This window comes from Nostoc sp. UIC 10890 (assembly GCF_054786515.1).
In genome coordinates this window covers 4,291,506-4,312,305 of the sequence record NZ_JBSGKF010000001.1, presented here as the reverse complement: position 1 = coordinate 4,312,305, position 20,800 = coordinate 4,291,506, and the positions used below count along the sequence as shown (strand labels likewise).

The 20,800-nt window shown below is 43.6% G+C and carries 17 protein-coding genes and 2 pseudogenes; 9 read left to right on the top strand and 10 right to left on the bottom strand.

The genetic code is table 11. The annotated features are described in order from the left end of the window. Positions 1 to 27: 27 nt before the first annotated feature. The 3 genes from grpE to ACWATR_RS17620 form a co-directional block, all read right to left on the bottom strand. Entirely contained in the window at positions 28 to 693 is a 666-nt protein-coding gene (grpE, locus tag ACWATR_RS17630; protein ID WP_460340479.1) for a nucleotide exchange factor GrpE, read from the bottom strand. 116 nt (positions 694 to 809) lie between these two features. After that, positions 810 to 1,301, bottom strand: a complete 492-nt coding sequence (locus ACWATR_RS17625; protein ID WP_460334965.1) for a Dps family protein — start codon at positions 1,299 to 1,301, stop codon at positions 810 to 812. Positions 1,302 to 1,437: 136 nt separating this feature from the next. After that, positions 1,438 to 1,701: a ParB N-terminal domain-containing protein gene (locus tag ACWATR_RS17620; RefSeq protein ID WP_012410090.1), complete on the bottom strand. Its 264-nt coding sequence runs from the start codon at positions 1,699 to 1,701 to the stop codon at positions 1,438 to 1,440. Positions 1,702 to 1,816: 115 nt separating this feature from the next. On the opposite strand from ACWATR_RS17620, the gene ACWATR_RS17615 reads away from it, so the two are divergent. Next, complete coding sequence (locus ACWATR_RS17615; RefSeq protein ID WP_460334961.1) at positions 1,817 to 3,565, top strand: SpoIID/LytB domain-containing protein; 1,749 nt, start codon at positions 1,817 to 1,819, stop codon at positions 3,563 to 3,565. A gap of 602 nt (positions 3,566 to 4,167) precedes the next feature. On the opposite strand, the gene ACWATR_RS17610 is transcribed toward ACWATR_RS17615, so the two are convergent. Then, positions 4,168 to 4,467, bottom strand: coding sequence for a ferredoxin (locus ACWATR_RS17610; protein ID WP_069073385.1), 300 nt, complete (start codon positions 4,465 to 4,467; stop codon positions 4,168 to 4,170). 727 nt (positions 4,468 to 5,194) lie between these two features. On the opposite strand from ACWATR_RS17610, the gene ACWATR_RS17605 reads away from it, so the two are divergent. Genes ACWATR_RS17605 through ACWATR_RS17590 form a run of 4 tightly spaced genes read left to right on the top strand, consistent with a single transcriptional unit; the run spans position 5,195 to position 7,355 of the window. Beyond that, the gene (locus tag ACWATR_RS17605; RefSeq protein ID WP_460334957.1) at positions 5,195 to 6,211 is read left to right on the top strand and encodes a Gfo/Idh/MocA family protein; all 1,017 of its coding nucleotides are present in this window, start codon (positions 5,195 to 5,197) and stop codon (positions 6,209 to 6,211) included. Then, a complete protein-coding gene (gene map / locus ACWATR_RS17600; protein WP_460334954.1) occupies positions 6,211 to 6,987 on the top strand; it encodes a type I methionyl aminopeptidase in 777 nt (258 codons plus the stop codon). The genes ACWATR_RS17605 and map overlap by 1 nt, the downstream gene beginning before the upstream one ends. Before the next feature lie 33 nt (positions 6,988 to 7,020). Beyond that, positions 7,021 to 7,188: a hypothetical protein gene (locus ACWATR_RS17595; protein ID WP_460334951.1), complete on the top strand. Its 168-nt coding sequence runs from the start codon at positions 7,021 to 7,023 to the stop codon at positions 7,186 to 7,188. Continuing rightward, positions 7,158 to 7,355: a hypothetical protein gene (locus tag ACWATR_RS17590; protein WP_460334948.1), complete on the top strand. Its 198-nt coding sequence runs from the start codon at positions 7,158 to 7,160 to the stop codon at positions 7,353 to 7,355. Before ACWATR_RS17595 ends, ACWATR_RS17590 begins: the two co-directional genes overlap by 31 nt. Before the next feature lie 369 nt (positions 7,356 to 7,724). Here the strand turns inward: ACWATR_RS17590 and ACWATR_RS17585 are convergent, their stop codons facing one another. The 3 genes from ACWATR_RS17585 to chlP form a co-directional block, all read right to left on the bottom strand. Beyond that, a complete protein-coding gene (locus ACWATR_RS17585; protein WP_460334944.1) occupies positions 7,725 to 9,056 on the bottom strand; it encodes a pentapeptide repeat-containing protein in 1,332 nt (443 codons plus the stop codon). Between the two features lie 181 nt (positions 9,057 to 9,237). Beyond that, positions 9,238 to 10,077, bottom strand: coding sequence for a GNAT family N-acetyltransferase (locus ACWATR_RS17580; RefSeq protein WP_460334941.1), 840 nt, complete (start codon positions 10,075 to 10,077; stop codon positions 9,238 to 9,240). Positions 10,078 to 10,221: 144 nt separating this feature from the next. Further along, on the bottom strand, positions 10,222 to 11,442 hold the full coding sequence (gene chlP / locus ACWATR_RS17575) for a geranylgeranyl reductase (protein WP_069074865.1): 1,221 nt from the start codon (positions 11,440 to 11,442) through the stop codon (positions 10,222 to 10,224). Between the two features lie 396 nt (positions 11,443 to 11,838). Here chlP and ACWATR_RS17570 point away from each other — a divergent pair. Further along, positions 11,839 to 12,284: pseudogene (locus ACWATR_RS17570) on the top strand (hypothetical protein). 267 nt (positions 12,285 to 12,551) lie between these two features. Next, positions 12,552 to 12,950, top strand: coding sequence for an endonuclease domain-containing protein (locus tag ACWATR_RS17565; RefSeq protein WP_460334937.1), 399 nt, complete (start codon positions 12,552 to 12,554; stop codon positions 12,948 to 12,950). 55 nt (positions 12,951 to 13,005) lie between these two features. Here the strand turns inward: ACWATR_RS17565 and ACWATR_RS17560 are convergent. Next, positions 13,006 to 13,890, bottom strand: a pseudogene (locus ACWATR_RS17560) (ISAzo13 family transposase); the annotation flags it as partial. Positions 13,891 to 14,205: 315 nt separating this feature from the next. On the opposite strand from ACWATR_RS17560, the gene ACWATR_RS17555 reads away from it, so the two are divergent. Further along, positions 14,206 to 15,222, top strand: coding sequence for a sulfate/molybdate ABC transporter ATP-binding protein (locus ACWATR_RS17555; RefSeq protein ID WP_069073702.1), 1,017 nt, complete (start codon positions 14,206 to 14,208; stop codon positions 15,220 to 15,222). 147 nt (positions 15,223 to 15,369) lie between these two features. Here the strand turns inward: ACWATR_RS17555 and ACWATR_RS17550 are convergent, their stop codons facing one another. Beyond that, on the bottom strand, positions 15,370 to 18,189 hold the full coding sequence (locus tag ACWATR_RS17550) for a M16 family metallopeptidase (protein WP_460334933.1): 2,820 nt from the start codon (positions 18,187 to 18,189) through the stop codon (positions 15,370 to 15,372). 228 nt (positions 18,190 to 18,417) lie between these two features. Here ACWATR_RS17550 and ACWATR_RS17545 point away from each other — a divergent pair, with 228 nt between their 5' ends. Then, complete coding sequence (locus ACWATR_RS17545; protein ID WP_460334931.1) at positions 18,418 to 18,696, top strand: hypothetical protein; 279 nt, start codon at positions 18,418 to 18,420, stop codon at positions 18,694 to 18,696. A 125-nt stretch (positions 18,697 to 18,821) separates the two neighbouring features. Here ACWATR_RS17545 and hmpF read toward each other — a convergent pair whose 3' ends face one another. Then, positions 18,822 to 20,582, bottom strand: a complete 1,761-nt coding sequence (gene hmpF / locus ACWATR_RS17540; protein ID WP_460334928.1) for a pilus motility taxis protein HmpF — start codon at positions 20,580 to 20,582, stop codon at positions 18,822 to 18,824. Between the last annotated feature and the right edge of the window lie 218 nt (positions 20,583 to 20,800).

The following is a 20,800-nucleotide window of genomic DNA, read 5'->3' as shown; positions in this document are numbered from 1 at the left end:
TTTCTAACTCCTAACTCCTAACATCCCTCAAACCGGACTCACTTTGGCTCTGTAGAGCAACTTTTCACCTTGAAGGTAGCCAGTGTAGCGTACTTTGACTTTTTCTCCAGGTTGTGCTGTTCCCTCCATCAATTGGTGCAGTTGGGGGTCATAAGATAATTCTGCTCCCACAGGTGCGATCGCTTCCACTCCCCACGCCTGTAAAAGCTTTTCCAAGGGTTTCTGCACCAACGGGACTATTTTGACTGCTGCTAGCTGGGGATTCTCCTGGGCTTTCTGTGCTGCTGTTGGCCATTGCAATAATAAAGACTCCAGCAGTTGCAAACTCGACTGCTGGAGTTCTTGTAGTAATATCTCTCGTTGCTGTTCTAATTGAAGTTGAGAGCGATCGTACTCTCTTCTTAAATCTGCAATCTCTTGTAACAATTCCTGAGTAGGCGCTTTTTGCTCTTGTAACAACTCTACGGTTGAAAAAGTTGTGATTAATTCATTCAATGACATCTGTAGCACTGACGACAGCTTGAGCAGCACCTCTACCCGCATCTGCTCAAGTTTTCCTTGGCGTAACCGCAAAATCTGACGCTCTGAGACACCAGCAGCACGACTCAGCGCTTTAAAACTAGAAATACCCACCTGTTGCATTAAGTTTTGCAACTTTTGGGCATGGGGCATGGAGCATGGGGCATTGGGCATTGGGCATTGGGTATTGGGCATTGGGCGTTGGGCATGGGGCATTGGGCATTGGTATTTAGTGATCAAGTTTCTTCTCTATTCCCTATTCCCTATTCCCCATTCCCCATTCCCTCTTCCTATTCTTCCAGTAAACTTCTCAACATCCAAGCTGTCTTCTCATGTACTTGCATCCGCTGAGTCAATAAATCGGCGGTAGGTTCGTCGTTAACTTCCTCTATCACAGGAAAAATAGACCGTGCAGTTCTGACTACGGCTTCTTGTCCTTCAACTAGTAAACGAATCATCTCTACAGCTTTAGGAACTCCAGGGGTTTCTGGAATCGAACTTAGTTGGGCATATTCACTGTAGGTTCCTGGTGCGGGATAGCCAAGCGCTCTAATTCTCTCGGCTATTAAATCAACTGCTAAGGCTAATTCTGTATACTGGGTTTCAAACATCAAATGCAATGTTTGAAACATCGGCCCCGTTACATTCCAATGGAAGTTATGAGTTTTCAGATACAGTGTATAAGTATCAGCCAACAGGCGAGATAAACCCTCGGCAATTTTAGCCCTACTCGCCTCGTCAATGCCGATATTTACATTTTTGACTGTTACTTTCGATGACATAATTTTCTCCTAATTAGGTTATATGTAATTGGGGATTGGGAATTGGGCATTGGCAAGAAAATAAATTAAGTACTCATTCCCCATTCCCCATGCCCTATGCCCCATGCCCCATGCCCCATGCCCCAATCCCCATTATCTATGCCAAGTGCATCTTCAAAACGCTGCGGGGTGCTTTACGGACTCTGGCTAAAACGGTTTCTTTGCCTAAACGCTGGCAAGCTTCATACCGATGGCAACCAGAAAAGCCATAATATTGTCCATCTACTTCTAGGACATCAATAGGTTCTTGTTGCCCAATCTCCGCAATCGATTCCATTAAGGCTTGCACTTTATTTGGATCGTTTGCACGGGGCAATGGACGTTTTATCTGATTTAATGGAATTTCTTGGACTCTAACCATAAAAAGTTTATCCAACTAGTTCTGTTTTTTACCTATAAATAAATCATAGTCATTATGACTTCGTTTTGCAACTAGTATTTGGGGCAAAATTGGTAATGGTATCATTGGAGCACTCATGCGACAAAAAAACCGCGCTACAAAGCAATTGGAAAATCAGCTCCAACGAAGCATTAAGGGGCAAAAGATGCTCTCTAAGAGAGATTACTTGCTATCGCAACTTTTGGAGACGCTTCGCGTAGCTTGCTTCCCCGTAGGGGTACGCTATCAGGTAGCCATGAAATTTTTGTTTTGGCGTTTTTCCCACACTGTGCTGACAACATTTTGTTTATTGGGTCTGACTGCGGCATCTGGGCCTGAGAGCAACATCCCGGATATGGAACTTAAAATTGGGATTGTGCAGCGATTTGGCTCACAACCTACAGCCAAGTTGCAACTGGAACCCATAAAAGGCGATCGCTTAAAGCTAAAATTTAAAGCGGGCAATAAGCAGCAAACCCTAGTTACCAATAACCCTGTAAAGCTGGAAACAGTCATGCAAGCTTTACCCCAGCCAGCAGTCGAAGAAGTGGTAGTTTTGGGCACATACCGCACTTTTGAAACCGCAGAAGACAGTGCGAATAAATGGCGTTCTCAGGGAATGGAAGTAGAAATAGCCCAGCCAGAACGCTGGCAAGTTTGGGCAAAACGAGATGTTTACAGCACTCCTTTACTGCGACGCTTGTTATTACAAAACATCCAAGCTTCTACCAAAGAGAAAGTATATCTTGATACTCAAATTTTAAAACAAGTGCCGCGAGTCAGTTGGGTGGTGGATGGCAATCGCTACAGCCCGAATGATTTGGAAATTAGCACTGAGAAAAACTTGATTCGGGTGAATAAAAGCGAAAAACCAGAAAATGCTCGTCTTTATGCCGGGAGGCTGAATTTGCAGCCAAATGCATACGGCACATACACTCTAGTTAATCAAGTACCTTTAGAAACTTATTTGCGTGGGGTTGTGCCTTACGAAATAGGCACGGATGCACCAAAAGCGGCGCTAGAAGCCCAGGCAATTCTCGCCCGGACTTATGCCTTGAGAAATTTACGCAGGTTTGCCGCAGACAACTATCAGTTATGTGCTGATACTCACTGCCAAGTTTATTATGGGCTGAAGGGAGCAGTTAGCAAAACAGACCAAGCGATCGCCTCAACCAGGGGTAAAGTACTAACCTATAAAAATGAACTAGTAGATGCCCTGTATTCTTCCACCACTGGTGGTGTCACTGCTTCCTTCAGTGATGTCTGGAATGGCGATGATCGTCCCTATCTCCGCCCTGTACTAGATGCTGCAACTAATTTTTGGGATTTGTCTAAGCAGAGTTTAGCAGATGAAAAGAACTTCCAAAAATTTATTAATACGCAACAAGGATTTAATGAAAGCAAATGGAATGTGTTTCGTTGGCGCAAGGAAACCCGTCTAGAGGATATTACCAAAGACTTGCAGAAATTTTTGCAGGTGAAAAACAGTCCCCATGCCAAATTTAAGACAATTCAGGCTATGGCAGTAGTGAAGCGAAGCCAGAGTGGACGTATCCTTGAACTTGCTGTTAAAACTGATCACAGCACCTTTGTTCTGCACAAAGACGAAGTTCGCAGCGCCTTCGCCGCTCCTACAAGTACGCTTTTTTACATAGAACCTCTGAACAAAGGCAAACCGGAACTCTGGGGATACGCTTTTATTGGTGGTGGATTAGGGCATGGAGTTGGCTTAAGTCAAACAGGCGCTCAAAATTTAGCGAAACTAGGTTGGTCAAGTCCAAAAATTCTCCAATTTTACTATCCTGGTACTGAGATTCAAATTCTTAGTAAAGAGATTAAGCTGTGAACTACCTACACTGACTTGGAGTATGAAACCAATTCGCAATTTGCAATGACGCGACGCTCCTGCGTCGCTAACGCTTCGCTATCGAAGACTCGCTACCGCTACGCTAACGCAATTCGCAATTTAATCAAGACAGACACTCCGGGGTGGGGTTTCTAACTACCTTGGGATACAAGGACTGTTTCGCGCCACTTGCGGGCGTTAGCGTAGCGGGACGAGTACGGTTTTAAACCTTCACTTTTTTCATAAACCGCAACGCGAAAGTCATTCATTAGTCCAACAGATACCACACTTAGTATTTAACGTGGTTCATATTAGTCCGATGCATAAAAAGCTTTTCCGTCCACAAGAAAGAGGATATGCACCAATGACCAATGACTAATGACCGTCTCAGTCGTGGTCTAAATACCTAAAAATTTCTGTCAAAAATTAAGCAGGAACACAGCAAATGTTGTGTTCCTGCTCAACATGAAAATTAGGCTTTTTGTCAAAGTCGTTTCGAGAGGCACAAACGGCACTGGTAAAGTATTTACCCTAGATGCCCTGCTTCTATTTTTTCAACATTAGTAACTCTTGCAAGAGGTTTATGGTTGAGTCGCTGACTCTTAGTAAAGATCTTCTTCTTTGTGAGTTTCGATTGTTACGTCAGAGGTTGGGTAGGCGACACAAGTCAGTACATATCCCTTTTCGATTTGTTCATCATCTAAGAATGATTGGTCGCCCTGATCGACACTACCTGATACGATTTTACCTGCACAGGTCGAACAAGCACCAGCGCGGCAAGAGTAAGGCAAGTCAAGACCAGCTTCTTCAGCAGCGTCCAGAATATAGGTATCGTCATCAACGTCAAGTGTCTTATTTAGTCCTTCGGCCTCGTTGATTAGTGTCACTTTATAAGTTGGCATTGAGTAATCCTCTCTTTTGCAAACGGCAGTATAAGTTATCTTAAGGCAAAGGTAACGGCTGTTCTGTGGAATTAGCCGCTAGTTCAAATTTGCTTCAATTCTGATACTACGAGAAAAATTAAACGATGTAACTGGAAATTGAACCCGATTAGTAATGAAATTTAGTTGCTTAATCCCGATAAGTTTTATTTATATTATTTCATACCCTAGTGAGGTTGTGATTAGTAAAAATTATCTTATGGAGAATAAAACATGAATAAGATTAATATTACCTATGTTTTTTAGGATTTACGCAAAAGAGATCCTCCAACTCCCATAAAAAACAGGGCTGTTTCATTTCCTGAAACGCGCTGATTTACAAGCGTTATGAGCAAAAAATCATTAAAAAATCTGATTAGACAATTAGCTTATTTGCGGCAATACCCTAGAGAAGCACTGAAATTTTCTGGTTGAAGCGGTAATTTTTCTTGTTCTCAATTTTTTTGTTCATTGTCTTGACAAAGAACTTAATTTATGATTTTTGATAAACCTACCCTAAATAAAAAAGGGGGCTTTTCTTTTCAAGTTTTCTCTTTTGAGCATACGTACTTCTGACTAGCTTCAAATACCTTGAGGGGTTAGGACGAATGTTGTAGAGTCTAGACTGGTGAAGTCATTGGATTCTCCATGAAGAGAGAATCTCACCACTATAAACGTGGGAGACTCAAAAACAGAACTAGTGAGGATCATGTATAATTCAGGAGCAGCTTTGGAAAAAGCAATAGTGCGTGTAGGTTTGGTAGGTACTGGTTATGCGGCAAAGTTTCGATCTGAAGCGTTGCTTAATGATGAGCGATCGCATTTAGTCGCAGTTGTTGGTCATATCTCAGAAAAAACAGCAGCCTTTGCCAGAGAATACCAGATTGAAGCGTTGAGTTCTTGGCAAGAGCTAGTAGAGCGGGAAGATATAGACCTAGTAGCGATCTCCACCATTAATCGAGATCATGGTGCGATCGCTCGTGCAGCACTTACCAACGGCAAACATGTGATTGTAGAGTATCCTCTTTCGTTGGATGTAATCGAAGCTGAGGAACTGATTGTCTTAGCCAAAGCACAACAAAAACTCCTGCACGTTGAACACCTGGAACTTTTGGGTGGTTTGCATCAAGCCTTGAAGCAAAACTTAGCCAAAATTGGTGAGGTGTTTTATGTTCGCTACAGCACTATTAATCCCCAAAATCCTGCACCCCGCAAATGGACTTATAACCACGAGATGTTCGGTTTTCCCTTAATGGGGGCGTTGTCTCGCCTACATCGTCTCACGGATTTATTTGGTAAAGTATTTACAGTTAACTGTCACCAGCGATATTGGGAAATAGAACCGGAATATTACCAAACTTGTTTCTGCACTAGTCAACTCTGCTTTACCAGTGGAATTTTAGCCCAAGTAGTCTATGGCAAAGGTGAAACTATCTGGCAACCAGAACGCAAGTTTGAAGTTCATGGGGAAAAGGGTGGTTTAATTTTTGATGGCGACACAGGATTTCTGATCCAGCCAGGCGAAACAACACCTGTAGAGGTTGGCCCTCGCCGGGGTTTGTTCGTCAAAGACACGACTATGGTGTTAGACCATCTTTTTGATGGCACTCCTTTGTACGTGAGTCCAGAGGAGAGCTTATACACCCTAAAGGTTGCGGATGCTGCACAAAAAGCTGCAAAGACAGGGTTAACTATGTTTATGAAAGATACTTTAGATAAAAGTTGATGAAAACTGAACTAATTGTTATTTTATCCCAGCGAGAAATAGATAAAATGCGTCAAGCTGGGCGTTTAGCAGCCAAACTTCTCCAGCATCTAGAACCGTTTGTGAAGCCAGGGGTTAGCACTCTCGAACTCAATGATGAAGCCGAACGTTGGACGCAAGCTCATGGAGCAAAAAGCGCACCCCTTGGCTATAAGGGCTATCCTAAATCGATTTGCACCAGTGTAAATGAGGTGATCTGTCATGGTATTCCCAATGCCAAGCAAATTCTGAAAGAAGGTGACATCATTAATATTGATGTGACGCCGATTGTTGAGGGTTATCACGGCGATACATCCAAAACCTTCTTTGTTGGTACTCCTTCCCCAAAAACCAGAAAGCTAGTAGAGGTAACAGAAGAGTGTCTCCGCCTTGGTATTGCGGAAGTTAAACCTGGGGGACGCATTGGAGATATTGGTGCAGCCATTCAAGAGTATGCTGAAGGACAAGGCTTTTCTGTGGTGCGAGATTTCGTTGGACACGGCATCAGTAATATTTTCCATACTGCGCCGGATGTTCCCCACTATGGGACACGCGGTAAGGGCAAGCGCCTCAGACCAGGGATGGTTTTTACTATTGAGCCAATGATTAATGAAGGTACTTACGAAGTCGAGGTTCTCAGCGATAAGTGGACTGCGGTAACGCGCGATCGCAAGCTTTCTGCTCAATGTGAGCATACCTTAGCTGTAACTGAAGATGGCGTTGAAATTCTCACCCTACCTGAAGGCGAGAATTACTAAACTGGTAGATTTTTCTACTCCTTGATTAACATAATGGTTCAAACTATTGCTGCGGAAAACGTCACACTTGAGCAACTAATATTGCTCTACGGATTAGAGCTAGTTGATTCGGAAGAATTCTTTCGAGAGTGGCAAGATGACCTACTAGAACTGACCAAATTCTGGCATATATGCTGGCTGCTCCCCAGTCACAAGATGTAGTATTTGGCATAATTACTTCTGGTGGTAGTTTTATTTTCATTAAACTGCTCAAAGGTTATCCTCCTCGCTATGCCACTTCGGATATTTTTGATGTCCGTAACCGTGGTAATGAGTTATATAACTTACTCCAAATTTTGAAGCGTATTAGTCAATTGACTTTTGCCTAATTAAAGCTAGTTAAAATAATTAGGTAGAGTTAGAGATTGGGGAACACGTAGCACTCTCTAGAGAGAAGTATAGCTGAGTGCTGTTAGCGGAAGCGGGGCGTTTAGCCCGTGCTGAGTAAAAACCCAGTTGTTTCAAGACTTTGAGCAATCAAGACTGTCCTAATCTGACGTGAGTTCGACAAGTCTTATTTGACCTCTCCCCCAACCCCTCTCCGACACGGAGAGGGGAGCAAAAGGCTGAATTTTTCGTTGCTCCTCCCTTTCCGTTTCACAGAGGGAGGCTGGGAGGAAGAGGTTTATCGAACTCACGTTAATCTGTGTGACTACGGCTATATTTAAACTGTGTTTTACTCCTGAATTCTGTTGTAACTATCTTCCCAACTTATTGGGAATACCTTCACACCCACCAGGAATAGTACCTCTGGTTTTTTCGCCACCCCAACTGCAACAGTAGTAACGTGTAGAATCAGACATCCTTTGTACATTGCTGAAATCGGCATTTTCCACCACAGCACCAGTGTGTTCACCGGTTTCATAATCTGGTGGTTCAGTGCGACTGCGGGGTGATGCTTTATCCACTACACCATAGAATAGGCGAATCCCGTTCAGGTCAGCATCGCTAAGATTAGCACTATATAAAATTGTGCGAGAAAGGTTGGCTTTTACTAAGTCACAACCGACCAGATTAGCGCGGACAAGATTAGCTTCGCTCAGATCAGTCCAACGCAAATCAGTACCAGAAAGGTCTGCTGCGGCTAACATTACGCCTAAATCAATGACGCGCACACCTTCTAGGCGGTCTTCTGCATATCCGCCACTTCCGTTGAAAATGGCTCGACCTAATCGGCCATCGCGTTTTAGAGGTGAGAGCAACTTAGAACGTGAGAGAAAACGGAGAATTTTCGCTTTCCCACTAGCATCGACACTACTTAAAATGGCCGCAGTGCGTCCTTCCGCGATCGCTCTTTCTTGGGGCCAATCTTCTAATAATCCTTCTTCATCTAATACCAAGTCGGATACGCCTTGGAAATAAGAATCAATTGTCTGCTGCTGGGTAATAATATTTTGCTGAACCGTAAGCATATTTTGCTGAATTGTCAAGTCTTTAGAAATGACATATTGTCGCCACGCCACATAAACGGCGATGATAGCGATGAGAATTTGCCCCAAAGCGCCAAACCATTCTGCTAGGCTACCAGCAATATCCCAGTTAATCTGGCGTCCTAAAAGCAGTAAGCGATCGCCTGCACCTGTGAATCTGATCAAGCCAATGATGGCTACTATTAGTCCCAAAAAGGCCACAAACAGGGTGCGTTCTTGGGGTGAAAACCACTCGTTTAAAACTTCTTGCAACCAAGGCAATAATATCGCCAGGGATAACAGCAAAGCTATTAGCGTTCCGATAATGCCAACGATCCAGTTATTAAGGATAACTCCAACGAGGGTGATGGCGATCGCGATTAGAGTAATCAGCAATGCCCTCGGCTTAACGGTAAATTGCTTGGTAATGGGTTGCTTGAAGTCAGAACGGGCTTGTTGTAAATGCGGAGATTTTAAAGACGCTAATGCTTGTTGCGTCGCTAGTGCTTCTGAGCTTAGGTTTTTCTCCGTTGCACCACCGTCAAAGTCATCTGGCTGCAAATCGTTTTCGGGGGCTGGTTCTGGGGTTGGTAGATTAGAGGAATTGGATTCAATCGTCATGTTTTCTATTTTGCCCTCTCAATCCAGGTTATGCAGCGTTCCTACCGCAGTAAATTGTTAAAAAACAGGCCGAAGATTATCCTGCTTGTCCTTCTGAAAACTACCATTATTGCCCTAACAGTCATTACTAGACCAGTTGCTCACCTGAATTTAACAGCTTGGAGCGATCGCTTTATTCTGCTTACTCCTTCGAGGTGAATGAGTATTCGTGCCAATCACAAATGGGGCAATACCCAATCGCTTGATAAATATGATTGGCTGTGGGATTGGCTAAATCTGCTATGAGGAAACAATTGCGGCATCCCTGGTCTAGCAATTTTTGGCTTAACGCTGCGACACAGGCAGTAGCATATCCTTTGCGACGATACTCTGGTGGTGTATAAGCTAAATTGATCCGACCAATTGTAGGTAAAACTTGTTTACTAGACGCAACTGAAACTGGAGTGCTATCAACCCAAAAATAAATATTCTGCTGTTTTAACCGATTATCTACTTGGTATTCGACATCCTCGCTCACCGCCTCATCGATCTCAGATAAAAATGCAGAAAGCCACTTGATCAAAAGAGAGCGATCGCCTTCAGTTGCCAGTCTAAGATATCCTCTGGCCGTTGAGACTCTTTGCACTGCGGTTAATTGGTAAATTTTCATTACCACCGACCGTTGATAGAATTCTCCTGTCAGCGCTTGCCAAGTCTGCGAGAAGATTTCTGCTTCAGTTGCCAGTCCCATGCTTCCTGGCAGTTGCTCTTGACGCAAATCTTGAGCAATCAACCGCAAGGCATCAATATTCTGGGCTTTGGATAGGATCAATTTTTGGGGTGGGGTGCGGATGGCAACAGCTACAATCTCGCCACTTGTTTGGACAATTGCTAAATAAGGCTTACCCAGATAACGTTCTGGATTATGCAACAAGGTATGCAAAATACTGAGTAAAACATTATTTTCTACCTGATGCTGGAGTAAGTAAGCCTGAGTGCAGTGCCAGAATTCCTGAATTTTGTCGAATCGATTTAGTTGCATGATTAGCCTTCCTCACTAACCATCAAATGATAAAAATATTGTGGGGTGGGCATCTTGCCCGCCCTGATTAATTAAGCGTGCAAGATATCCACCCCACAAAGTTGAGTAATTTATTTGTTGGAATTCCCAGTCATTTGCCCTCAATTAAGGTGCAAGGGCATTACCCCGAATTAGGCTACCAATGGTTTTGGCAGTAATTTTCAGTTGGGTGATGGGATTAGCAGGGACAACCGTTTTATACAGATAGCTATCAAATGTTAGCCGCTGCACATCGAGGTCATCACACATTTCCACAAACGCCTCACGGGTAGCATCGGAACGATAGAACACGGTTTGCAGAATGTCCAACACCTTGTAAGTGAGTCCGTATCTCTTATCCCAACGCTTCAGGTAAAGCTTGAGGTCGCCTTCTGTAGGAATACGGCTACCACTGTTAGATGTTTCGACAATGGTTTCGGCACACATCCGCCCAGATTTAGCGGCAAAATAAATACCTTCGCCAGAGGACTTAGTAACGTAACCAGCAGCATCTCCCACCAAAGCGATGCGACCAACAACACGACGGGGACGGGGATGTTCAGGAATGGGGTGGGCTTCTACTTTGATGATTTTACCGCCTGCCAACTTCTCGGAAGCACGGGCGCGGATACCAGCTTGTAACTGTTTGATGCTGGCTTTATTGATGTGCATCGTGCCAGTACCGACAGCTACGTGATCATATTTGGGGAAAACCCAAGCGTAGAAATCGGTCGAAACGTCATCACCGACATACATTTCGGCGAGGTCGTTATAGTAGGCCATTTTGTCTTCGGGTAAGCGAATTCGCTCTTGGAAAGCGATCGCATAATTGTAATCCCCAGCGTCCATTTCTTTGGCAACGCGAGAATTAGCCCCATCGGCCCCAATAATTAGATCCACCTTCAGGGTTTTGGCAATCCCCTGTGATATACCATCTGTATGGTCAATGTAATGGATGGTATAGGGATCAGTATTGTTTCCTGGTATATCAAGTTTATGAACAGTGGCATTAATTAAATTTGCGCCGACTTTTGCCGCGCGATCGCGCAAAAAGCCATCCAGGACTTCCCGGCGGCACATTCCTATATATTCATCTTCATTTATCAGATTGATATCAACCTCGCGATTGGAAGGTGAAATCATTTTCATCTTCCGTACCCGGCGATCGATAATCTCTGGTGGTAAGTCAAATTCACTCACCATACATAGGGGAATTGCACCCCCACAAGGCTTTGCATTGTCTAGCTTCCGCTCAAACAGGTAGGTTTCAATCCCAGAGGCTGCCAGTGTTTCAGCGGCAGATGAACCAGCAGGGCCTGACCCAATAACAGCAACCCGTAGTGTCAAAGGTCTTTCTCCCAATCTTCACATTTACCGAGAGCATACTACCACGGTCTTTCTAGTGATTTGGCGGTTTTCCTCCAGGTTCCTGCACAAATGCAATATTCCTTAATGTTTCGATACGAAAAACGAGATGGGGAATAGATTGCATTTACCACTGGGAATCATCACAACTCATTTAGTTTGAAGCATAAGTTTTACCCCACCCTAACCCTCCCCTTATAAAGGGGAGGGAACTAGATTTTCTTGTTTCCCCCCTTTATAAGGGGGGATTAAGGGGGGTAATTCGACTTATGTGTACACCAGAGAGGTTAATTTCCCTACTCCCCCTTACTTAAATACTGTGCGATCGCATTTACCAGTGGGAATCATAACAAACAGATTTACCACAGTAAATATCCAATGGCTTACCAAAACATTACCGCCTCCCTTTTCCCAGCAGATATCCAAGAAATTTGCCTTTTCTCGTTACCCTGAGTGCAGAAGAACGACGCAACTTATTTAAGATGGGCGATAAAAGACTAGCTTTTGTCAACAATAGCCTGATTGCTGCCCAATCCAACCGAGACATTTTACCAGCCAGCTTTGATTTAGACGAATTTGTGCGGGATTATCAACTAGCCGCTAACCTCACCGAAGTTTTGATTGGACTGCGACAACTGACAGAACAAGTAGATGATACCTTAATGGCTGTTGGTAGCGAAGCAATGGGTAGCAGTTTGACAGTTTATGATTACGTCAAGACAGCTGCTAAGAAAACTCCAGGGTTAAAAACTATTGTTGAACAATTAGGCGAACGGTTTAAAGCTATTAAAAGTAAACCCGCGAAAGCTGCTGTCGATTCTTAAAGGCTTTTTAAAAGCTTTTAGTGATGTAGCCAATACTTTGAGATCCCCCTAAATCCCCCTTAAAAAGGGGGACTTTAATTCTGGTTCCCCCCTTTTTTAAGGGGGGTTAGGGGGGATCAAAACGTTAACTGAACCCTATTTATTGCCTTAAAAAGGGGGACTTTAATTCTGGTTCCCCCCTTTTTTAAGGGGGGTTAGGGGGGATCTCCAATGACTATGCACCAAAACCCACGCAGTATTGGGTAGGGGGCATAACTACCAGAAACTATGACAAACAAACTCAATAGCAGCAATCTCTATCTACCTTACAATCCAAAGCTTGTAGAAAGAGAAAAAGAACTTCGTAAAAATATGACCCCAGCAGAAAAAAAGCTGTGGCATGAATATTTGAGAAATTTCCAATATCGGGTTTTAAGACAACGACCGATTAATCATTTCATAGTTGATTTCTACTGTCCTACTTTACAAACAGTGATTGAAATTGATGGGGATAGCCATTTTACAGATGAAGGTCAAGATTATGATCTGGAGAGAACAAACATTTTGGAAGGCTATGGTTTAAAGATTATTAGGTTTACAAATAATCAAGTTTTAAATCACTTTGATAGTGTGTGTGAGCAGATACAGCAGATGATCCCCCCTAACCCCCGGGGGAACTGGAATTGAAGTCCTCCTTCTTAAGGGGTATTTAGAGCTTGTCAAGAAACAACTTTTACAAGTCTCAGAGAATATTGAGGTTTGGTGAGATAGTGTAATTCCATTCGCCATGAAATTCATGTGGCGTAATTTGCACAGTTGCTAGTTCTTCATCTGAGACTTTCACTTTTGTCGGATACAGCCCTGTATATAGTTGTGCTTGTACATTTAATCCAGTTTTTGTTTTGGTCGCACTAATTAACTGAACAATGACCTCGTGACTCGTTAACGGATAGCCTCGCCAATTCATGCTGATATGTGAAAATAACCGATGCTCAATCTTATTCCACTTGCTAGTTCCAGGAGGCAAATGACAGACAGTGATATCTAACCCTGTAAGGGTAGCAAATTTTTGCAGTTCGAGTTTCCATAATCGAACACGATAGCCATTGCTGCCACCACAATCAGCATTGATAAGCAACTGTTTAGCATTAGCATAAGTTACACTACCGATAGTTTCCCACCAACGTCGTAAGGTAGTAACAGCAAAACTAGCAGTATCATGATCTTGTCCAACTGATACCCAGGCATTATTTTGTCCAATATCATAGATTCCATAGGGGATAGCTTTACCTAACTCTGGGTCAGGAAAATCATGAACATTCACTTCAATGGGTTGCTTTTGGGGCTGCCATTCTTGACCTGGATTTTTAAAATTTCCGACTAATTCCTTCTTTTTGGCATCCATTGAAACGACAGGTAATTCCTGTGCTAAGAAGGTTTTGGTCTGCTCATTAACATACTGAAACTGAGCATCTCTGTCTGGATGCTGGTTGCCTTCACGGGTTTTGACATTTGCTTGGAGGCTGTAGTGTTGGGCGTGAAGCAACTGAGACACAACTTTATGACTGACTGGGTAACCTTGTTGCTTCAAAGCAGTTGCTAACTGACGAGTACTTTTATAAGTCCACAACATGTAAAAGTTGTTTCTTGACAGGCTCTAAGTTGGCAATACGGTTCGGTTAAGATCCCCCCGCCTGCGGCGACCCCCTTCAAAAGGGGGTAAAAGAGGATTATTAGCCCCCCTTCAAAATTGGGGTTGGGGGGATCTTAACAAGATTAAAACGTTAACCGAACCGTATTGGGTAAGTTGGCATGGGGCATTTATGCGAACTGAAAAGTAAAGCCTAAATCTTGTTCATCTATAAATAATTATGTATGGTATATGTAAGACACAGTAATCCTACCAAGGATCTGTAGATTTAGTTGCAGAGGTATAGCAGCAGTGGGCATAGTAGTTGAGAATGTCTCCAAACAATTCGGGAGTTTCAAGGCAGTTGATGAGGTTAGCCTGGAAATTAAGAGTGGTTCGCTAGTTGCGTTGCTAGGGCCATCGGGATCAGGTAAATCTACGCTACTACGGTTAATTTCAGGTTTAGAAATGCCAGATAGTGGCAAAATCCTGCTGACTGGTAAGGACGCCACATACCAAAGCGTGCAACAGCGGAATATTGGATTTGTATTTCAGCACTACGCCTTATTCAAGCATCTGACTGTCAAGCAAAATATTGCCTTTGGCTTAGAAATTCGTAAAGCACAGCCAAAGAAAATTAAGGGAAAGGTAGAACAATTACTCGAATTGGTGCAATTAACTGGATTAGGCGATCGCTATCCATCACAACTTTCTGGTGGTCAAAGACAACGGGTAGCTTTAGCAAGGGCACTGGCAGTAGAACCGGAAGTATTGCTGTTAGATGAACCCTTTGGCGCACTTGATGCTAAAGTCCGCAAAGACTTACGGGCATGGTTACGTCGCCTCCATGATGAGGTTCATGTTACCACGGTTTTCGTCACTCACGACCAAGAGGAAGCAATGGAAGTCTCCGATGAGGTTGTGGTGATGAATAAAGGGCGTGTAGAACAGGTGGGGACACCATCTGAAATTTACGATAATCCTGCCACTGCATTTGTGATGAGCTTCATCGGCCCAGTGAACGTATTACCTAGCACCTCGAAGATTTTTCAAAGTAGCGGATTTGATGCACCACACCCACAAGTGTTTTTGCGTCCGCAAGATGTGATTTTTGAAAAAGTTGCTAACGGTGCTACTACGGCTGCGACAGTGAGCCGATTGATCCATTTGGGTTGGGAAATTCAAGTGGAATTAACTTTCGATGATGGGCAAGTGGTGATGGCCCATTTAACACGCGATCGCTTTAATGATTTAGAGTTAGAACCACAACAGCGAGTGTATGTGAAGCCCAAGGATGCGAAGTCCTTCCCAGTGTCTTATTCAATTTGAAGTAGGCAGGAGGCAGGAGGCAGAAGGTGAATAAAACTCCATACAAGTCAAAAAGCTTTATTGCCTATTGCCTATTGCCTATTGCCTATTGCCTCCCTACGCAAGTAAGTCCAAAAATCAAAGCGGATTGCTATGTATCAGAGGTAATTAACTGCCCTTGGGTACTGTATTTCCAGGCCCGGCGGTGACAATCACCAGATTTTCTGGCTTAATTAAATCTTCAATTGCCTTTTGCATATCAGCCATAGTTACTGCTTGAATCCGCTGAGGAAATTCTCGGATTTCCGATCGCGAAAGTCCCAAGACAGCATTATCCAAAATGATGCTGGATACATTACTGGGATTGGCTAAATCCACTGGGTAGCTATTGCTAATTGAGCGTTTTGCTGTGTTAAATTCAGCCTCAGTCACACCTTGTTCGCGCAACTGTTTGAGTAAAGCGAGAGTACTGGCGATCGCTTTTTGGGCATCAAGAGGAGCAGTTTGCATTTGAATCAAGAAGGGCCCAGGATTGACGCCGGCGGCAAAACCACTGTATATACCGTAAGTCAAACCCTGGCGATCGCGTACTTCCGTACCCAGTCGGCTCGATAAGGTATCACCACCCAAAATTTGATTTAGCACCAGTGCTGCATAATAACGTGGATCTTTCCGAGAAATGCCATTGTAGCCAATGTAGGTAACAGCCTCAGATTTACCGGGAATTACTTTGTTTAAACGTGTCAAAGTTTGCGGTAATGGTACGGACTGTATTTTGAGAACAGGTGGCTTACCTGTGGCCTGCCATTTACCAAACACCTGATTCAGCAAAGCTTTTAGCTTAACTGAATCAAAGTCTCCAACTATTGCGATCGTTGTGGTATCCGGTCGGTAGTGTGTCTGGTAAAAACTCAGCAAATCATCACGAGTAATGCTCTTTAAACTCTCGGCTGTAGGAAAGCTGTGGAATGGATGATTTTCGGGGTAAATTGCCTGCTGGAATACTTGCCGTCCCAATCCTCTAGGATCATCTAGCTGGACTTTCAGACTTGTCAATGCCCGCTGGCGACTCAGTTCTAACTGGTCGGCTGGAAAAGTGGCATTTTCTAACACATCTGCCAGAGTTTGAATCAATATCGGCAGATTTGCTGAAAGTCCCTCACCGCTGACGTTAACTCCCTCGCGGCTAGCACTAAAGTTCAAACCGGCTCCCTTGTCTTCCAAGGTTTTAGCTAGGGTGAGAGCATTTTTAGTCTGCGTCCCATTCATTAAGTTGTTTGCAGTCAGATTTGCTAATCCAGCTTTTTGATTGCCGTCAAATTCAGTACCAGCGTCAATTTGTGCGCTTAGGTTAATAGTGGGAAGATTGCGATCGCGCAAGAGCAAAACCTTCAAACCATTATTTAAGGTAAACTCCTCTGGTAGTGATTGTTTGGTTGAATCTGTCGCTGATGTGGCAGGTGGCAGATATTTCGCCAATTCTGCTGGATCTACAGGCTTACCGGGGCTGAAATTTTCCACCGTGCGACCAGAATCAGTACCGGAAGCCCCTGGTTGACCATCTGGTTGAGTTGGCTCAAAGAAGCCGATGGTTTGTTTAGTCGGATTGAGGTAAGTTTTCGCTGCTTGCTGCACTTGAGCAGGAGTGACTTTTGCGATCGCTGCGAGATACTTTTCAATAAAATGATAATCTCCCGCGATCGTTTGGTTATACCCCAGTTGACTGGCTTGACTAGTGATGTCTTGGTTCCCCAAAATATACGAGGCTTGCATTTGCGTCTTCGCTCGGTTCAACTCTTCTGAGGTGACTGGTTGCTGTTGCAATTTTGCTAAAGATTCCTGGAGTACCTGGGCAATTTTCCCTAACTCTTGACCTGGAGCCGCCGTAGCATTAATTTCATACCAACCCGGTTCAATAAGTTCGACAGCACCGCCACTTACTGAACTGGCAAGCCCAGATTCCACCAAAGCCTGATAAAGCCGAGAACTACGTCCACCTGTGAGAATGGCATCCATCACATCAATTGCCGGGACATCAGGATGTTTGATATCTGGCAGAGGATACACCGCTTGCAATAGTGCTGCACTTCCAGGTTGCTTAAGGACAATGGTTGCTTTTTTAGCAACAGGACTAGATGGGGAAGCGTCGGCGAGGGAAGAAGATGCTAAGAAACGATCAAGTACTCTGGTTGCATTATCAACTGCCTCATTAGACCTCTGCTTTTCTGATCGTTGCGATAACTTACCAAAAGTTTCTTTCACAACTTCGAGTACGGGTTCTGTGGCAAAATCTCCGGTAATCACCAACGTGGCATTTTCTGGGCTGTAGTAGGTTTGGTAATAATTCCGCACCTGCTCCACCGTGAATTTTTCTACATCTGCTTTTGTCCCTCCCACAGGTAAACCATAGGCTCTGCTGGGGAAAGCATCTCGCATCACTGCCCGATTCAGACGATAGTCTGGTGAATTTTCGTACCCTTGTAACTCGGAAATCACCACCCGCTTTTCACTTGTCAGTTGCTCAGTCCCAATTAAGGAGTTTTCCATGCGATCGGCTTCCAGCGTCAGCAGTGCTTCCAGTTTGTCTCGCTGCACAGTGCCAAAGTAAGCTGTTTCGTCATAACTAGTAAAAGCATTGAACTGGCTACCCAAGGCACTAAACAACCGTCCAAACTGTACTGGACGGTCATTTGTCCCTTTGAACATCAAATGTTCTAGCTGGTGAGAAATGCCATTCTCTCCCTTAACCTCGTTGCGTGAACCAACTTTATACCAAACTTGCACACTTACCACTGGAGCAGTATGGACTTCCTTAGTTAATACTGTTAAACCGTTGTCCAATACCGTTTTTTGTACCCCTTGGGTGAATGAGGATACAGGTGCTACTGCTGTTGGTATTGCAGCATTGGTAAAATTGCCAGGTATTGGCACGATAGTTAGGAGAAGGCTGAGAAAAAATCCTATAAGCATGTATGGTCGCCGTTTCATAAGCAATGCAAAATTTCCAATTTTTAAATAAAACCCCAAAAGGTATTTCAAAATTTAAATCTAACTTAAGTTGCTAGTTATGGAGGGAAGCAGACAAAATTTAAAAGCAAGCTTGCAGCACAGATTAAAAGTGAATTTTCGTTTGGTGCGTCTTCATGTCAAATTGGTATCACTTTTGATCAGTTTAATTAGCGATCGCCTTTGTAGACTCGTAATTCCTGCTAAATCATGTCTCAAGTTCCAATCAGACTGGAAACACCACAGTTACTACTACGTACATTTCAAGATAGCGATATCAGCGCGTTTTTAGCTGATGATGGACAACAGGCGGAAATGCTCGCTAAAGCGATGGGATATTTTTTTAGTTGGAAGTCCCTAAACTGCTGGGCGAGTTGCGATGAGACTCGAAGCAATACGGTTCGGTTAAGGCTTTTTGATGAAAATTTTAGATCACAAAGATTCGATAATTTATCACAAAGACGCGATAAATCGCGTCTTTTGCCTTAACCGAACCGTATTGAGACTCGAAGGAAACTAGACATCTGGTGAAAATGAATTAGGGACAATTCATGAATTGTCCCTAGCAAGGATTTCGAGCAACGCAGAATTAATTTTCGCCAGATGTCTACTTCTTAAGAGGCTAACAATTCGGGCTGAGGCATTAAACCCTGGAGGATATGGCGCAACTGTGCGATCGCTTGGACTTGAGAATCACCAGTTTCCTGGAATTGATCCAAAGATTCTCCAATTCCTTGCAGCTTTTGCCGTAATCCATCTAGAGAATCCTGAATTGGTTGTAGTGCTTCTTGATAAAGATTTACTCGACCACAACATTCAGCAGTTGTTCTTCGTAGAGATAGCAAGTTTTCCTCGATCGCTTTCAGTTCTTGGCGCTTTTCATCTAGATCGTGAGTTTGATTGTCAATCATTCCCTGATTTAGCTCAACACCAGAACGAATCTGGTCAATCTCACGTTCCAGCTTTTGAATTTCTTGTGAATGTTGTTGTCGCTGGGTTTCAATTTGTAACAGAATTGGTTCTAAATTAATTTTGTTGTTACTTTCTTCTTCAGTAACAGTATGTCCTTGGCGTCGCAGCATTACAGCTTGGTGTTGCTTGAGAAACTTCTGATGCTGTAGCATATTGCGGCGTTGTCCTACCAAGCTGGAGTTTAGCATCTGATAAAGGTCTTTTTCATCAGTTAGTTCTAGTTCCAAATTGATGTGATCATGGTCAGATGCGTTATTTAATTTAGTTTGGAGTTCTTCTATAGCTTCTTGTTTATATATCAGTTCTTGTTCTTGATCGTGAACAAAGCTAGCGTCTATTTCTAACTTATGCTGCAAGTCTTGTACTATCTTTTGTAGTTCTTCTAAAGGCATTTTCTCCAAAGATTCTACATCAGCTTGTTGGCCGAGAACTACATCACCAGATGTAGCAGCTAAAGAATGCATCTGTTGATATAACTCTTCGGCGCTTCGTAACTGCTCTTTAATTATCCGAGCATACTCTTGCTTGCTGGTAAGGTCTGCTGTATTTATTTGCAATTGGGCTGTTTGCTGAACTAGAGAATTTTGTGCCTCTTGCAATGCATTTTGGCGATCGCTAAAAGTTTGTGATAAACGCTCAACTTCTTCTTGCTGTTGTGCGATCGCACTTTTATTCTCCTCCAGTTTTTGCCAGTGCGGGGTGAGAGTAGCTTGTTGCTTTTCGACCAATTCAAAAGCCAGATGCAGGTGTTCTCTTACTGTTTCCGTGGGAGCAACACGACTAGACAAGCGATCGAGTAACTCACTCATTACTCGACTTTGCTCCTCATCCAAAACCGTCCCTGGTTGAAAATCTGCTTGACGTTCCTCTAGGCGACGCTGCTCACCGCGTAAATGCTCCCAAGCACCTTCCAACTCTTGGCGGTTGCGCTCAACTTCTGCTTGCAACCGTTCAATTTCCTGGCGCGAGGTGTCAACTTCCTGTTTTTGCTCCTCTAGTTGTTGTACTTCATCCTCCAATTGTTGCAACTGTTCCGAGCGCACCTCCATGTCCATTTCACGGCGATTCAACTCTTGCGCCTGAAACGTTAACGATTGTTTCCACTGATCAATCTCATCTTCCTTGAGCTTAAATTTCTCCAACTGGCGGGAAAAATTCTGCAAAATGTTGACGAGTGGCCGCCCTGCTTCTTGAATCCGCTGCACTTGACGATTCGGATTCAGTTCAGCCAGTACCAAAGCACCATCATTTAATTTGCTTGCGTCCTCAGCGGCAATCACTTCTTCCGACACAGTACTCCAATTCTGGTCAGTTCGCTGACAAGCTAGCAGTTTCAGTTCGGTTTTAGCACCGCCACTGAGTAAACCACCTTTCTGTTTTTGTACTTCTGCTAAATACAGCACACCGTTAGTCCTTTATTGATGCACTTCAAGTTCGTGTTTTGGGATATACCTTAAATAATTCTGTTAACTTGTCTCACTGAACCGAAGTTAAAGAGAACAAGACAGACAAAACTATAGACGCGAGATATTACGTCTTGATACTTATAGAAGCGACCTAGTCGCGCCTTTATATTTTGTACTGATGACAGTGATGATGACTTCCGTGTTAACACTAGCTT

Bases quoted from the DNA above. Each gene is read 5' to 3' on its own strand.
- grpE (WP_460340479.1), bottom strand. From the start codon at position 693: ATGCCCAATGCCCCATGCTCCATGCCCCATGCCCAAAAGTTGCAAAAC.
- ACWATR_RS17550 (WP_460334933.1), bottom strand. From the start codon at position 18,189: ATGAAACGGCGACCATACATGCTTATAGGATTTTTTCTCAGCCTTCTC.
- ACWATR_RS17590 (WP_460334948.1), top strand. From the start codon at position 7,158: ATGCTGGCTGCTCCCCAGTCACAAGATGTAGTATTTGGCATAATTACT.
- map (WP_460334954.1), top strand. From the start codon at position 6,211: ATGAAAACTGAACTAATTGTTATTTTATCCCAGCGAGAAATAGATAAA.
- ACWATR_RS17615 (WP_460334961.1), top strand. From the start codon at position 1,817: ATGCGACAAAAAAACCGCGCTACAAAGCAATTGGAAAATCAGCTCCAA.
- ACWATR_RS17625 (WP_460334965.1), bottom strand. From the start codon at position 1,301: ATGTCATCGAAAGTAACAGTCAAAAATGTAAATATCGGCATTGACGAG.
- ACWATR_RS17565 (WP_460334937.1), top strand. From the start codon at position 12,552: ATGACAAACAAACTCAATAGCAGCAATCTCTATCTACCTTACAATCCA.
- ACWATR_RS17585 (WP_460334944.1), bottom strand. From the start codon at position 9,056: ATGACGATTGAATCCAATTCCTCTAATCTACCAACCCCAGAACCAGCC.
- ACWATR_RS17580 (WP_460334941.1), bottom strand. From the start codon at position 10,077: ATGCAACTAAATCGATTCGACAAAATTCAGGAATTCTGGCACTGCACT.
- ACWATR_RS17595 (WP_460334951.1), top strand. From the start codon at position 7,021: ATGGTTCAAACTATTGCTGCGGAAAACGTCACACTTGAGCAACTAATA.
- ACWATR_RS17545 (WP_460334931.1), top strand. From the start codon at position 18,418: ATGTCTCAAGTTCCAATCAGACTGGAAACACCACAGTTACTACTACGT.
- ACWATR_RS17605 (WP_460334957.1), top strand. From the start codon at position 5,195: ATGTATAATTCAGGAGCAGCTTTGGAAAAAGCAATAGTGCGTGTAGGT.
- ACWATR_RS17620 (WP_012410090.1), bottom strand. From the start codon at position 1,701: ATGGTTAGAGTCCAAGAAATTCCATTAAATCAGATAAAACGTCCATTG.
- ACWATR_RS17610 (WP_069073385.1), bottom strand. From the start codon at position 4,467: ATGCCAACTTATAAAGTGACACTAATCAACGAGGCCGAAGGACTAAAT.